Origin of the sequence: Embleya sp. NPDC008237, assembly GCF_042956465.1 — a bacterium.
In the GTDB taxonomy this organism is placed as follows: Bacteria; Actinomycetota; Actinomycetes; order Streptomycetales; family Streptomycetaceae; genus Embleya.
The window spans coordinates 441,280-456,324 of sequence record NZ_JBIBGL010000005.1; the positions used below are offsets into that span (position 1 = coordinate 441,280).

Below are 15,045 nucleotides of genomic sequence, written 5' to 3' on the forward strand. Positions count from 1 at the left end.
GCCCAGGCAACCCAGGCCACAAACGCCCGACATCGACAAGGCCGTTGTCGCGCTACGGAGCACCAGGAGGACCCGGTCCTCACCGACGCCGACACCGTCGACATGACTGACCCGCCCCGGCGCAACAGCGGCGGCGCAGGCGGGCGCCCGGCCGGGGATGTGCATCCCCGGCCGGGCGCCCGCACACGAACTTCGCGGCAGTGGTTACCCGATCAGGGGCAGACGCTCGTGCACGGGGTGCCGAAGGCCGTGGGTGCGGCCAGCGGGATCGTCACCGAGGACGGGTTCGCCGGGCCCGACTTCACCTGCCAGATGCCGGCCAGGAGGCCCGGGGTCTGGGTCAGGGTCGCGGCCAGGTGCGGGGTGTCGGCCGTGGTGATGTTCACCCGGATTCGGTGACCCGGGGCGATCGAGGCGAAGGTCGGGAAGACCTCGATGTCGTAGCGGGTGATCTGGTTCGGCTGTACGGATGTCGTGGTGGTCTGGGTGGACGGGTGGTACGGCATCAGGGTGGTGCCGTCCGGGGCGTACCAGGTGCGGGCCGGGTCCAGGGCGCGGTGGGAGCCGGCCAGGGCACCGGAGCTGAGCGGGACGGAGGAGCCGTCGGGGGCCACGTCGGTGACGGTGACCACCCAGTGCGTCTCGGGAGTGTTGGATTGCGCGTACAGGGTGGCGCCGATCGGGCCGGCGAGCACCTTGGTCTCGGTCAGCGGGGCGGTCGTGTAGACGAGCGAACTCGAACCGGTTTCCCGCGCCGTGTTGCTGTCCGTGCAGGCGGGGTCCTTGATGAAGCCGCCGAGCCATTGTGCGGTCGAGCGGGTGCACGGGCTGTTGTTGGTGGTCCAGCTGATCCACTCGCTGCCGTTGCCGGTCGGCGCGGTCGGGGTGAGCAGGCCGTCGTTCGCGGAGGCCGGGGCGCTGCCGGTGCGACCCCGGTCCAGGTACAGGCGGGTGGGATCGGCGCCGGTGAACGGGTAGTTGCGGGTGTCCAGCCAGCGGTTGCCGCCCAGTTCCTTGACGTGCAGCGGGTTCGGGTTCGCGCTGCCGGTGATGCCGGTGTCGATGCCCTTCAACCACTTGTCGTACCAGCGCAGTTGCAGGGCCGGCAGATCCAGGGTCGGGTCCTGGCGCGGGTCGTGGTACCACGGGCCCATCAGGAGTTGGTAGCGGTCGGTGACCGGCTGGCCGGCGATCATCGGCGCGCCGACCGGACGGCCCGCCCACGCGTTCTGCAGACCGGCGTAGTTCATCAACGCGCCGCGCTGGAACAGGTCGTACCAGCCGCCGACCAGGAACGCGGGTACGCCGTTGGCGACCACGCCCGCGAGCATGTCCGCGGGACGGCGCTGCTGCCAGAACGTGCCGTCGTACGCCTGTTCACCGCCGCCGAGCAGGCCGGTCAGGATCGGCAGGTTGGCCGAGGCGACGCCGCCGAGGTGTTGCAGCTCCAGGGTCAGGGTGTCCAGGATGTTCTGCGTCGAGCCCTGGCGCAGTGCCTCGGCCAGCGGTGCGGTCATGTGCGAGATGCCGGTGTAGGTCAGCCAGAAGGACATGAACTCGGCGTCCGGGATCCCGCCCATGGTGGCCAGTTCGCGGTACAGGTCGTTGCCGGCCACCAGCGGGAAGATCGCCTTGACCGGCGAGTTCGGGCCGACGGACGCGGCGGTCATGATCTGGTTGATGCCGGCGTAGGAGCCGCCGTTGAGGCCGACCTTGCCATCGGAGTGCGGCACCTGGGCGGCCCAGGCGGCGAGTTCGGCGCCGTCCTGGCCCTCCTTGGGCGCCCACGGCGACCAGGAGCCGTTGGAGGTGCCGGTGCCGCGCACGTCCGCGGCGATCGCGATGTAGCCGCGCTGCACGAACCAGGACAGCTCGGCCTCGGTGGAGCCCTTGCCGTACGGGGTCTGGGTCAGCAGCACCGGAAACGAGCCGGCGGCGGGCGTGGTGGTGCCGGCGACGGCCGGTGTGTAGACGTCGACGCGCAGGACCGTGCCGTCGGACATCGTGACCGGCAGGTTCTGCTGCTTGACGATGCCGTACTGCGCGACGCTGCCCTGCACGAGCGGCGTCGCGGCGGCGGGCGTCGAGCTCGCCGGTACCGCGCCGAACAGCGCGGCGAGCAGGGCGAGGGTCGAGGCGAGGGCCACGCCGACGCGTCGGCGGGCCGCTCTGCGTGCCGCTGTTCGTTGCGGGGGGATGTGGACGGGTCTGTGGACGGACACCCTGACCTCCAAGGATCACGCAATGCAAGGGGACGGTGGCGCGAACTGCGTTGGGCGGGATGAGCGGGATAGGCGGGATGGGTCGTGGGATAGGCGGGATGAGTCGTGGGATAGGCGGGATGAGTCGTGGGATGGGTGGGATGGGTCGTGGGATGGATGGGGTCGGTCATCGGGTCGCGTCGGGTCCGGGTGGGCCCGACGGCACAGGGCGGGCACGGCCGCGAGGTGGGCGTGCCGGGATGGCCGCGTGGCGGCACGGCCCGGGGGCCGGCCGGCGGCAGCGTCGGTATCGGGCGTCGGGTGGGCCGTGCCGCCGAGCGCTCCGGTCTTCCGGAGAACGAACTGCGGTAGGGCCACGCGACGTTCGACAACGACCGTTCGAGGGGTGGGTCGGCGGGCCGGCGCCCCGGTCGGGGGCGGGCCCGGGTCTCCGGTTGGCGGACGTGCGCCGCAATCGGGGCACGCACCACGGTCGGCGGACGTGCGCCACGGTCGGGGCACGCACTACGGCCAGCGGACGTGCGCCACGGTCAGGGTGCGAGTGTCCCGGTGAGCGCCCTGCGCACGGAGGCCGCGCGAAGGTCGCCGACGAGGGCGTGCGTGATGGTGCCGGGAATGACCCAACCGCCGTGCAGGTGGGCCAGCACCCGGAATGCCGCGCCCGGAACACCCGCTTCGTGCATCCGGGTCAGGTAGCGTTCGCCCTGGTCGCGGACCGGATCGTATTCGGCGACCGTGATCACGGCCGGCGGCAGGCCGCTCAGGTCGGGTTCGTACAGCGGCGAGACCCGGGGGTCGCGCGGGTCGGTGACGCCGGCCAGGTAGAGGTCGAAGAATTCGTTGCACGCCTCGGGGGTCAGACCACCGAAGTCGAGGATCGCCTCGGGGTCGGCATCGGTGTCCATCTCGGTCAGGTCCAGGCACGGTACGTCGAGCAACTGGGCACACGGCATCGGCAGTTCGCGATCCCGGGCGACCAGGCAGAGCGCGGCGGCCAGGTTGCCGCCGGCGCTGCACCCGCCGACCGCGATGCGCTCGGGGTCCAGGCCGAGTTCGGCATGGTTGGCGTGCAGCCAGGCGTAGCCCGCGACGCAGTCCTCCAGCGGTACGGGATAGGGGTGTTCGGGTGCGAGCCGGTAGTCGACCAGGGCCACCGCGCAGGACACCAGCGAGGTGATCGGTCCGAGTTCGACCTCGGCGGTGTCCAGGTCGCCCTGGAACCAGCCGCCGCCGTGGATGAAGTAGAACATCGGGGCGACGGCGGGAAGCCCGGCCGGTCGCAGGATCCGGACGGTGATCTCGCCGTCCGCGACCGGCACCCGGTGGTCGGTGGCGGTCACGTCGTCGGGCCGGCCGGTGAAGGCCAGCCGCATGGTCGCGTTCGCGAGCTTGCGCCGCTCCTCCAGGGTCCCCGGTGGCTCGTTCGTGTCGCGGTGGGCGGCCAGCAGGTCGATGATGCGCTGAATCGGCGGGTCCAGGGGCATGGGTCAGTTCTCCATCACGGGGTCGGGCACGGGGTGCGACAGGGCGGGGATTGGCTCGGACTTGGCTCCGGGGCCGGGATCGGAGTCGCGATCACGGTCGGGGTCGCGATCACCATGGGGGTCGCGATCACCGTCGGGGTCGGCCCCGGCCGCACGGGAGACCGCGGTACCGCCCCCCGCCGTCGCCGCCCCCGACCGGTCGATCGCGCGGGTGTCGGTGCCGAGGTAGCCGGCGATCACGGCCGGGTCGGTGCGCACCTGTTCCGGCGTACCCTCGCTGATCACCCGTCCGGCGGCCAGGCAGTACAGCCGGTCGCTGATCGACATCATGAACGGCATGTCGTGCTCGATCACGATCATCGCGGCGTCCAGTTCCCGGCGCAGTCGCAGCAGCAGCGGACCCAGTGCCTCGGTCTCGCGTTGCGCAACGCCCGCGGTCGGCTCGTCCAGGCACAACACCCGTGCGTCCAGCGCGATCAGGTTGGCCAGTTCGACGATCCGCCTGGTGCCGGTGGACAGTTGCGCCACCGGTGTGTCCGCGTAGCGGCCCAGGCCGACGAGGTCGATCAGATCGGCCGCCTCGGTCCGTCGGTGTCGTTCCGCGCGAGTGGCGGCTGGCAGGAGCAGTGCGGTGGACAACACCCCGGAGCGGCGGCGCGCTTCCAGTGCGACCAATACCGTCTCCCGCACCGTGAGTTCCGGGAACAGCCGGGCCGCCTGGAAGGTCCGGCCGAGGCCGAGCGCGGCCCGCCGGGCGGGGGCCAGGCGCGAGACGTCCCGGCCGAGCAGCTCGACCGTTCCGGTCGCCGGCGCAAATCCGCCGATCGCGTTGAGCAGTGTGGACTTGCCCGCGCCGTTGGTGCCGATCAGGCCGAGGATCTCGCCGGGACGCAGCTGGATCGACACCGAATCCACCGCGGTGTTGCCGCCGTAGCGCACCGACACCTCGCGGGTGACCAGTACCGGGGCATCGGTCGAGGCCGCGGGCGTCTCGGTCCGCTCGCGAACCCGCAGGGGGCGTTCCGGTTTCGGCGCAGGCGTCGGCGGCCCGGTTTCCGCCGGCAACCGCCCTTCGGCCCAGCGCAGCAGCGCCGCACGTGCCGCGTTCGCGATCTGGGTCAGTCCGCCCGGGAAGTACAGGAGCAATACCAGCAGTCCGATGCTGGAGGCGAAGATCGGCACGAGCGAGTTGCCGGGGAAGAACGCGGGCAGTCCGACCACCCACACCGACCCGATCACCGGGCCGACGGTGGACCCGAGGCCGCCGATCACCACGATGGCCACCAGGGTCAATGAATCCGAGACCTGGAAGAAACGTTCGGTGAGCGGCACACTCTGCACGCTGCCCGCGAGCAGCGCGCCGCCGAGTCCGGCGATCGCCCCGGACAGCGCGAACGCGGTGACCTTGGTACGCAGCGGCGCGACGGTGCAGGCGGCAGCCGCCTCCGGGTTGTCGCGCACCGCGATGGTGCGCCGCCCGGTGCCGTGCGCGCGCAACCGGGCGATCAGCGCCAGGATCACGATCAGGACGGCCAACAGCACGTAGTAGTAGGTGCGTTCGTCGGACAGGTCGAGGCCCAGCAGGTCGCCTCTGGGCAGCGGCACCGAGGACGCGTTGCCGTCGGTGAGGAACGGCCGCCGGTAGAGGTAGCCGGCCGCGGCGACGCCGAGTGCGAAGGTGCTGACGGCGAGCAGCATGCCGTCCACCCGCAGTGCGCCGGCGCCGACGATCGCCGCCAGCGCGGCCGTCACCAGCGCGGCGAGCAGCGCGGAGAGCGCGAACGGCAGGGCCTGGAAGGCGATCGTGCGGTCCGCGCCGATGTCGATCGAGACACCCCGGGTGAGCGCGGCCGTGGTGAGCGCACCCAGACCGGCGAACGCCATCTGGCCGAGCGAGAGTTGCCCCGCCCACCCGGTGAGCACGGTGAGCGAGCAGGCGCAGATCGCGAAGGCCAGGATCGTGCCGTAGAGCAGGTGCCGGGAGGCCTGGGTGACCACGAGCGGCAGCAGTACGGCGACCAGGAGCGGTACGACCAGAACGAGCCGGTTCAGGTGCCGGATCCACCAGATGCCGCGCAGCCGTTCCGGGATCGGGGCCGGACGCGGTCCGGTGGCGAACGCGCGTACGTCGCCGCGACCGTCGGTGCGGGCGTCGCGCCGGGCGCGCACCCACACCGCGGTGACCACCGCGCACAGCAGCAGGAAGTCGACCAGTCCGGTCTGTTCGACGAAGTTGAATCGAACGGCCGCCTGGAGTACGCCGATCAGGACACCGGCCAGCATCGACCAGCGAAACGAGGTCAGGCCCGCGATGACCGCGGCGGCCATCGCCCGGACCATGGTGTTGGGGCCCAGGTCGGCGGTGGCGGCGACCCGGCCGGACTGGCCCGCGATCAGGATCATCGCGAGGGTCGAGAGCAGACCGGCCAGGGTCCAGACCACGGTGGACACGATCTTGGGGCTGATCCCGACCGTACGGGCCAGGTTGGGGTTCTCGGCGGACGCGGTGACCGCGCGGCCCTGGGTGGTCCGGCCGAGGAACCAGGTCAGCGCGCCGGCCACGACCGGGACCACGACCAGGACACAGACCTGGGCGCCGGTCACCCGGACTCCGGCGATCTCCCACTGCGAGGTGATCGCCACCGGGTAGCTCGCACGAACCGCGCCGTCCACGTCGGGCAGCGCCCGCACCGCCGCCACGCAGGCCTGCGCGACGCCGATGGTGGCGATCAGTACGGTCACCCGCGCCGAATGGAACAACCTACGGATCACCGCCAGTTCGACGATGGTGCCGGCGAGCGTACCGACCAGCAGGGCGCCGATCAGGGCGGCCCAGAACGGCACCCCGTAGTTGATCACCGCGAGCGGCAGCAGCGCCGCACCGATCACACCGAGGTTGCCGACCGCGAAGTTGATCACCCTGCCGGCGCGGTACACCAGCACGATGCCCAGTGCGATCAGACCGATCGCGAGGCCGTTGACCAGCCCGTCGAAGGCGATCTGGCGAGTCATCAGGTCAGCCATGGTCGGCGCCCTTTCCGGCGGCTCCGGCAGGTCCGGCAGGTCCGGCGGAATCAACGGGTCCTACGGGTCCGGCGGATCCCACAGCGGGTCCTACGGTCCCGCCGGAACCGGAACCGGAGCCCGACCCGGAAGCGCCGGACCCGGGCCCGGCCCCGGAGCCGACCACGGCACCCGCACCCACACCCACACCATCGCTCTCGCCGGCGGCCTCGTCCGCCCCGTGCGCCCCGTCCGTGTCACCCGCGTCATCCCCGCCCGGGTCCCCCACCCCCGCATCACCACCCAGGAACACCGCCCGAACGAAGTCGCGTTCGGCCAGATCCGCCGCCGCCCCCTCGAACCTGATCCGGCCCTTCTCCAGGAAGATCGCTCGATCGGCGATCGACATCGCCACGTTCAGCGACTGTTCCACCACGATCATCGCGAGGCCCTCGGCCTTCAACCGCTCGATCACCGCGAGCAGTTCGGCCACCATCGCCGGCGCCAGGCCGAGCGAGAGTTCGTCGATCAACAGCACCTCGGGGTCGTGCAACAGCGCCATGGCCAGCGCCAACATCTGTTGTTGCCCGCCGGACAGCGCCGAGGCCGGCTCGTCGGCCCGCTCGATCAGTTGCGGGAACAGCGCGAGCGACCGCTCGATCCGGGTCCGCACCTGTTCGGGATCGCCGCGGTGGATGTACGCGCCCATCTCCAGGTTCTCCCGCACGCTCATCCCGGGGAACACGCCCGCGCCGCCCGCCAAGGACACGATGCCCAGCCGGATGCGCTGCTCCGGCGCGACGAAGGTGACCGTACGGCCCCCCAGTCGGATCACCCCGCGTTCGGGAGTGGCCAGACCGGCGATCGCCCGCAGGATGGTCGATTTGCCGGCGCCGTTGGTACCGAGCAGGGCCAGCACCTCGCCGCGCCGAACCTCGAAGCCGACGTCGAACAGGACCTGGACCTGGCCGTAGGAGAAGTCCACATGGTTGAGCTGGAGCACCGGGATGCGATCGGGTTCGGCCTGCCGGCGTTCGTGCTCCTCGTGTTCCTCGTGCAGTTCGGCCACGATCAGCGCGAGGTCGTCGCGCACGTACCCGGCGCCGCGCATGATCAGCAGGCCGCCGATCACGGTCGCCGGAACCAGGGTGATCAGCACCGCGGTGCGCGGGCCGAAGCTGTCGATCAGCGGCGCGGAGACCAGCCCACCGCCGGTGGCACCGATGAAGAACACGTAGATGGACGCCATCGCGGTGCCCAGGCCGCGCAGCCGATAGGGCACGATCGTCTGCATCAGCGGGCCCATCAGCGCGAACGCACACGACAGCAGCACGATCTGCGGCACGCCGAAGACGGTGTAGAGCACCGGGTTGGGCGAGAAGTACTGCAGCGGCGCGAACAGCGCCGAGGGCACGATCAACAACCCGATCAGGCGCAGCGCCTGCGCCGGGTCCTCGCGGAAGCGGCGGTCGTAGTAGCGGCCGATGAACGGCAGTACGAGCAGTCCGCCGATGCCGCCGGCGGTGCCGACCAGGCCGCGGTCGAACGCGTCCAGGCCGTACTCCTGTTCCAGGAACAGGTTTCCCAGCACGGGTGTGGTGAACAGGCCGAAGCCCATCGCCGCAAAGGCCAGGATCACCGTCTTGAGGGTGCGGATCCGCCCCAGCCGGGCGAACGCCGCCTCGATCGAGATCGGCGGCGGGTTCTCGTCCTCGATCACCTCGCCGAGCACTTCGGTCTTCTCCCATTGCCCACGCGGGGGTTCGGGCAGGAAGAACGCGAACGCGGCGAAGATCACGACCGGCAGGCCGAGCAGGTAGTACGCCCATCGCCAGCCGTCGGGCCCGCCGACCGCCGCGGCGATGCCGCCGACCACCAGCGGACTGAGCACCGCGCACAGCCGACCGGACACGCCGATCGAGGCACCGAGTCGGCCGCGGATCCCGATCGGGTAGGTGTCGGCCAACAACGATCCCTGCACGGGACCGCTGTTGGACTTGGCCACGCCCGCGCCGAACCGGGTCCAGAAGAACATGAACGCGTTCGTCGCGAAGCCGGACAGGAACACCATCAGGGCAAAGAACGCGGTGGATATGCCGATCACCGGACCGCGCCGGAAGCGGTCCGCGATCCAGCCCATCGGCACCGCGCCGAGCACGGTGAACGCTCCCGCGGCGACGCCGAGGAAGACGATGGTGCCGTTGCCCACGCCCAGGCTGTCCCGGATGTCGGGGGCGAGCACGGCGAGCGCGGCGCCTTCGAGTTCGTCGAGCGCGGTCAGGATCAGCAGCACCGTGAACACGGACGTGCCGCCCCGGCGCAGCCCTTGCCGCAGGGTCGTTTGTTCGGTGGCCGGCTTCCCGCCGGCCGGGCCGGGACCGCCGCCGACGCCGGGGACGGCGGTGTCGGCGTCGGCGGCGGGGCTCTGCGGGGCCGGCGGCGACTTCCGGCCGCCGGGCGACGTGCGCCCGCCGGCCCGAGGTGATTCGTCCAGGACCGCACCGGCGAGGTCCGCCAGGTTGCCCGGCTCGCCTGCGGTGTCGTCGCGCTGGGGTGCGGCGGTGCCGCCGTCCATATGTGATCGGCCTTTCTCGTGGTTCGCGTGCCGTCACTTCGTGCCGTGCGGGTGGTTGCCGCCACGTCCGGCCCGTGATTCGGCGCCTCGTGCCTCGGCCCTCGTCACGTCGTCACGCCGTGGCGGGGAGTCGTCACTTCGTGGCGGAGATCGGTGGCCCCGCCGGCAGCATCTGGTTCTGAGCCGCGTCCCAGCGGTACACGCCCACCGCGTCGCCGGCGCTGTGCTTGCCGGGGGCGAGCGAGGCGAGCGGCATGCCGGGCAGTGCGAGCTTGGTCAACGATTCGGCGCCGCGCTGCCAGGATGCGGCGGTCAGATCGCGGCCGGCGGCGTCCGCGGCCTGGACGAACAGCCGGAACGCGGCGCACGAGTTGGCCACCGCGCTCAGACTCTCCCGGCTCGCCGCCGCCGCGTCGAAGCGCTCGCCGCCGCCCGCGTTGTACTCGTCCACGCACGTCGTCACCGCCGGATCGGCGAGCAGTTCCGCCTTGGTCGGGATGTACGGCGCGGCCACCGTCACCCGCTGCATCGTCGCCGGCTTGATCCCGGTGGTCTTGACCACGGCCGGGCTCAGTGCCTGGGCCGAGGTCGCGTACACCTGCTCGGGCAGCCAGTTCGCACGTTGCAGCGCGATCATCAGGTTGGAGAAGTTGGACGTGTTGAGGATCGTGTCGGCGCCCGACGAGCGCATCTTCTGGACCAGGGTGTCCAACGCCTGGTCACCGGCGGCCTGGTCGGTGCCGTAGTCGTCCAGCGGGGTCTGCGTGACCACCTCGACACCGGCCGCGTCCAGGAGCGGTTTGACGGTGTTCTTGGTGACGGCGGCGTCCTGGGCCTCCCAGTAGAGCGCAACCTTCTTGCCCTGGAGCAGCTTCTGGTCGAGCAGTGCCTTGACCGCTGCGGCGCGCTGGCGGTCGTCGGCCATCTCCAGGGCGACGAAGGGTGCCTTGGAGCGGCGATCGCGTTCGGCGGACTGGCCCCACTGGCCGAGGTACGGCGTGCCGTGCGTCTCGGTGAAGCACAGCGGGGTGTCCCCGGTGAGGATGCCGATGGCCAGGAAGACCTTCTTGTCCTCGCTCAGTTCCACGCACGCGGCCTGCGCCTCGGCCGGCCCGGTGGGCAGGAACGGGCGGAAGGCGAGTTCGATGGTGCGGCCCTGGACGCCGCCGCGCTTGTTCTGCGCGGCGACCCAGGCGGCGTACAGGTCCTTGCTCGCCGGGCCCTCGCTCGGTACACCGAACGCCTTGAGCTGGGCCGGATCGGTGGCGGCGACGCCGAGCCTGACGGTGGTGTCGGTAACGCCTCGCGCCGGGCCGCTCGGGGCGGCGGCCGGGCCGGCGGGCTTCTTGTCGTCCGATTTCTTCTCGACCGAACAGCCGACCGAAGCGGTCAGGCCGAAGGCGGCGAGCAGGACGCCTACTGCGATACGTCGCGCCGGAGCGGGTCCATCTCCTCGGAGCAACACAACGGCTCACCTGTCCTTCGAAGGAAGCAGTGGATCACGGGTGGTTCGGAAGTGGGACGGCGGTGGAGTCGACGAGCACGGGGTCGGCCCGATCGGGTGGGCGGCGCCGGGAGTGCCGTCGTGCGAGGGCGGATCCGTGGCGGGCATGGCGGCCGGAGGCCCTGGCTCCGACGAATCCGGGGGGATTTGTGTGTCACATCACGTCGGCGGGACGCTAACATCGAATACATGCCAGATGGAAGGCTTTCGTGGACGGCATCATCCCGACTCCTCGCCGGCGGTACACCCGGCGGGGCCGAATCGCACCATTCCGACCCCCCTCGACCACCCTTTTCCGCGGCGGATCTGCGCTACTGCGACCTGCCCTCGACCGAGCCCGACCCGAGCGCGGCCCCGCTGCTCCTGCTGCACGGATTCGCCGGCAGCCTGGCCGACTGGGACGGTGTCGCGCCGCTGCTGGCGCGGGATCGACGGGTGCTCGCGTACGACCATCGCGGGCACGGTGACAGCACCAAGTTCGCCGACCGATCCGCCTACACCTTCGATCACCTCTCCGCCGATCTGGAGGGGTTCGTCGAGCGCATGTTGCCCGAGCCGTTCGATCTGCTCGGCCACTCGATGGGCGGCGTCCTGGCGCTGCGGTACACGCTGGCCCACCCGGACCGGGTGCGCTCGCTCGTGCTGATGGACACCGCCGCCGAGCCCACCTCCACGCCGCTGCTGCGGGTGCTCGGCGCGGGCATGAACGCGGTGGTGGGCCGGTTCGGCCTGGCCCCGCTGCTGAGGGTGCTCAAGCCGTTCACCCGCACACCGGCGGACGCCACGCCCGAGGTGCCGGCCCAGCGCGAGCGGCAGACCCGCGCGATCACCGGGATGGACCCGGCCGCCTTCGTGGGCTGCGCTCGGGCGCTGGGCGCGTACCCGTCGCTGGCCGGCCGGCTGGCCGAACTCTCCTGCCCGGTCACCGTCGTCGTCGGCGAACACGACCGCCGGCTTCGCGGCGCGGCCGAACAGTTCGCCGCGGGCATCCGGGGGGCGCAGCTTCGCGTCGTCGCGGGAGCCAAGCACAGTCCGCAAACGGAGCGCCCGGACGCCTGGTTGGCCGCGGTCCGGGAGCACCTGGCCCGGTAGCGGCACGGCCCCTTTCCCCACCCTCACCTCGCTCGCCCGCGGATCGTCCGCCCCCAGGGGCCGTTCGCAGGCCGGCCCCGGTTTCCCTGTTTTCCGACACGAAAGGACGATCGCGTGATCGTCAGTACCGACTTTCCGCCCGGGCGGTGGCGGGCCCGGTGGATTTGGGCCGAGCCGGAGGGTGGGCGACCACAGGGGCGGCATGCCGTCGCGTTGCGGGCCGTGCTCGATCTGGAGCGGGTGCCCGAGCGGGTGCCCACGCGCGTGGTTGCGCTGTCCGGGTACGCCCTGGCGGTGAACGGGGTCGAGGTGGCGCGCGGGCCGGTGCGCGCGAATCCGCGCATCCGACCGTACGACGATCTCGATCTGGCAGCCCATCTGCGGCCGGGCGCCAACGTGGTGACCGCGCTCGCCTGGATCCACGACGGGCCGACTCCGTGGTGGTTGCCGCCGTCGCCGTTCGGCAACGACCTGGTACACGGGGCGTTCGTGCTGGAGGCCCGGCTCGGTCCGGACGCGTGGTTCGTCACCGACGAGCGCTGGCAGGGCCGCGTCCTGGACGGGTGGACCGCGACCCCCGGCGGCGGCACCGTCTCCGGGCGCGGTCGCGAGTTGCTCGACGCCCGTACGCTGCCCGCCGATTGGCAGCACCCCGACCACGATCCCGGTTGGCCGGCGGCCGTACTGCGGCGCGCGATGACCACCGGCGAGCCGGGTCGGCCCGAGCCGCCCAGCTACCCGGGCGGCCCGTTCGGCGGCCGGCCGATCACCTGGGCACACCCGCGCGAGACGATCCTGACCCCGGGCCCGGCAGGTGCGTACACGGCGGAGCAGGTGCTCTCCGGCACCCTGGTCGTCGACGCCCACGGCCCGGCCGGCGCCGAAATCGTGGTGCACACCGCCGAGTTCGTGGACCCGAGCGGCAGGCCCGCGCCCGGCGAGCACGACGCGAGCCTGGCGGTGACCGCCGACGGCACCCGCCGCGTACTGGAATCGTTCGACTCCTACGGTCTGCGCGGCGTCCTGGTCGAGGCCCCGAACGGCGTCACCGTGCACCGCGTGGCGGTCCGCGAACGCACCTATCCGGTCACCGGCGACGCCTGGTTCGCCTGCTCGGATCCGCGGCTGGAACACATCTGGCGGGTCGGCCGGCGCACCGTGACGCTGTGCTCGGCGGATGCCTACGTCGACTGTCCCACCCGCGAGCAGCGGGCCTGGACCGGCGACGCGGTGGTGCACCAGATGGTCGACCTGACCACCAACTCCGACTGGCGACTGGCTCGTTGGCATCCCCGGCTGGCCGCGTCACCGCGCTCGGACGGGATGTTGCCGATGGCGGTGGCCGGGGACGCCGAGTGGGCCGACTTCACGGTCATCCCGGACTGGGCGCTGCACTGGGTGCACTCGGTGTGGAACCTGTACCGCTACGTCGGCGATCGGGAGGAGATCGCCGAACTGCTGCCGGTGGCCGAGCGGGTGCTGCGCTGGTTCGTGCCGTTCCTGGACGACACCGGCGTGCCCACCGACGTGTTCGGCTGGGTGATCATCGACTGGTCGGCCGTGCACACCGAGGGCATCTCGGCGGCGCTGTGCGGCCTGTGGGGCCGGGCGCTGCTGGAATTCGCCGAACTGGCGGACTGGCTCGGCGATGGGGGCCGGGCGCAGTGGGCGCGTGCCGCGCATGCCCAGCTCGCCGCGGGCTTCGAACGCCTGTGGGATCCGGAACGGGAGCGCTACGCCGACTCGATCGCGGACGGCGAGCGCCGCCCGATGGCGTCCCAGCACGGCCAGGCGGCGGCGATCGTGGGCGGTCTGGTGCCGGCCGAGCGGATCGAGCGGTTGGTGGAGGTGCTCACCACCGAGAAGGACCTCGTACACGCCGCGTTCAGCGCCCCGGACGGGCCCGCCGAACCGGGCTCGGACACCGAGGTCGGCGGCGCACACCTGCGGGCCGGGCCGCCCGCGCCGTGGTGGGACGCCGATCGTCAAGTGGTGCGCGCCCAGCCGTTCTTCCGCTACGTGGTGCACGACGCGCTGGCCCGGGCGGGCCGGGCCGATCTGATCGCCGGCCTATGCCTGGACTGGGCGGCGCTGCTCGCGCGCAGCGACACCTCGTGGAGCGAAACCTGGTACGGCGGCACGATCAGCCACGGCTGGTCCGCCACGCCCACCCGCGATCTGATGACGCGCGTACTCGGCGTCGAACCGGCCGAACCGGGCTTCGCGGTGGCCCGGATCGAACCCGCGCTCGGCGACCTGACCCGGGCCTCGGGCGCGGTGCCCTGCCCGGCGGGCCCGATCGAGGTGGCGGTGACGCCGACGCTGCTGAGCGTGCACAGCCCGGTGCCGTTCGTGCACGCCGGCCGGTCCTACCCCGCCGGCCGACACGACATCCGCCGAACCGACCGGCGGCGGCTCACCTCCGACGGGACGCACTGACCGGGACGTACCTCCTGCCCGCCGCACCGACGGGGGCCCGTCTCCCGGTCACCGCTTCGCCGTTCCGCCGCCCTCGGGCAGCGGGACGGCGAGCACCGCCAGGAAGCGGTCCAGGAACTGTCCGTAGGCGGCCACCATGTCCACCCGGTCGGGTTCGAGCAGCCACTGCACCTGGAGGCCGTCCATCGCGGCCAGCATCAGCTCGGCGCAGTGCTCGGCGTCCACGTCGGCGGCGATGTCGCCGTCGTCCCGGGCCTGCGCGAGATGCCCGGCGGCGATCTCGCGCGCGATCCGGTAGCGCTCGACGAAGTACGCGTGGGCCGGATGCGCGGGATCGGTGGCCTGTACGGACAACGTCGCGAACAGCCGGATCAGCAGCGGTTGCCGGGCGTTGAGCGCGACCACGTCCCGGCTGGCCCGCACCCAGGCGATGCCGGAGACGTCCACCGGCTCGTCCGGGGTCAGGGTCAGTTCGTCCTTGTAGCGCAGTACCGCGGTGAGCAGGTCCTCCTTCGAGGCGAAGTGGTGCCGCAGGCCGGTATGCGACAGGCCCACCTGGGCGGCGATCTCGCGCAGCGAGACCGCGTCGTACCCGCGCGTGGCGAACACCTCCAGCGCCGCGTGCACGATCTCCTGCCGCCGCGCGACACCTCGCGCGTACGGGCCCCGTGCCCCCGTGCGATCCGACATCCGTCCGGCTCCCCTCGTGAAAGCATTCCACCTGGA

At 71.9% G+C, this 15,045-nt stretch carries 8 protein-coding genes; 2 read left to right on the plus strand and 6 right to left on the minus strand.

Annotation, left to right across the window (positions count from 1 at the left end; translation table 11 throughout):
• Nucleotides 1-212: 212 nt before the first annotated feature.
• The 5 genes from ACFZBU_RS15705 to ACFZBU_RS15725 all read right to left on the minus strand — a co-directional run bounded on the left by ACFZBU_RS15705 (nt 213) and on the right by ACFZBU_RS15725 (nt 10,749).
• On the minus strand, nt 213-2,147 hold the full coding sequence (locus ACFZBU_RS15705) for a CocE/NonD family hydrolase (protein WP_391584107.1): 1,935 nt from the start codon (nt 2,145-2,147) through the stop codon (nt 213-215).
• 605 nt (nt 2,148-2,752) lie between these two features.
• Complete coding sequence (locus tag ACFZBU_RS15710) at nt 2,753-3,706, minus strand: alpha/beta hydrolase (protein WP_391584108.1); 954 nt, start codon at nt 3,704-3,706, stop codon at nt 2,753-2,755.
• Between the two features lie 3 nt (nt 3,707-3,709).
• Nucleotides 3,710-6,730 (minus strand): ATP-binding cassette domain-containing protein, encoded by a 3,021-nt coding sequence (locus ACFZBU_RS15715; RefSeq protein WP_391584109.1) that lies wholly within the window; start codon nt 6,728-6,730, stop codon nt 3,710-3,712.
• The gene (locus tag ACFZBU_RS15720) at nt 6,723-9,284 is read right to left on the minus strand and encodes an ATP-binding protein (RefSeq protein ID WP_391584110.1); all 2,562 of its coding nucleotides are present in this window, start codon (nt 9,282-9,284) and stop codon (nt 6,723-6,725) included. Before ACFZBU_RS15720 ends, ACFZBU_RS15715 begins: the two co-directional genes overlap by 8 nt.
• 133 nt (nt 9,285-9,417) lie before the next feature.
• Complete coding sequence (locus ACFZBU_RS15725; RefSeq protein ID WP_391584111.1) at nt 9,418-10,749, minus strand: ABC transporter substrate-binding protein; 1,332 nt, start codon at nt 10,747-10,749, stop codon at nt 9,418-9,420.
• A gap of 228 nt (nt 10,750-10,977) precedes the next feature.
• Here ACFZBU_RS15725 and ACFZBU_RS15730 point away from each other — a divergent pair, with 228 nt between their 5' ends.
• Nucleotides 10,978-11,880 (plus strand): alpha/beta fold hydrolase, encoded by a 903-nt coding sequence (locus ACFZBU_RS15730; protein ID WP_391584112.1) that lies wholly within the window; start codon nt 10,978-10,980, stop codon nt 11,878-11,880.
• Nucleotides 11,881-11,994: 114 nt separating this feature from the next.
• Entirely contained in the window at nt 11,995-14,319 is a 2,325-nt protein-coding gene (locus tag ACFZBU_RS15735; RefSeq protein WP_391584113.1) for a hypothetical protein, read from the plus strand.
• Nucleotides 14,320-14,367: 48 nt separating this feature from the next.
• On the opposite strand, the gene ACFZBU_RS15740 is transcribed toward ACFZBU_RS15735, so the two are convergent.
• A complete protein-coding gene (locus ACFZBU_RS15740; protein ID WP_391584114.1) occupies nt 14,368-15,009 on the minus strand; it encodes a TetR family transcriptional regulator in 642 nt (213 codons plus the stop codon).
• Between the last annotated feature and the right edge of the window lie 36 nt (nt 15,010-15,045).

Coding starts and splice junctions, on each gene's coding strand:
- ACFZBU_RS15710 (WP_391584108.1), bottom strand. CDS start 3,706: ATGCCCCTGGACCCGCCGATTCAGCGCATCATCGACCTGCTGGCCGCC.
- ACFZBU_RS15715 (WP_391584109.1), bottom strand. CDS start 6,730: ATGGCTGACCTGATGACTCGCCAGATCGCCTTCGACGGGCTGGTCAAC.
- ACFZBU_RS15720 (WP_391584110.1), bottom strand. CDS start 9,284: ATGGACGGCGGCACCGCCGCACCCCAGCGCGACGACACCGCAGGCGAG.
- ACFZBU_RS15730 (WP_391584112.1), top strand. CDS start 10,978: ATGCCAGATGGAAGGCTTTCGTGGACGGCATCATCCCGACTCCTCGCC.
- ACFZBU_RS15740 (WP_391584114.1), bottom strand. CDS start 15,009: ATGTCGGATCGCACGGGGGCACGGGGCCCGTACGCGCGAGGTGTCGCG.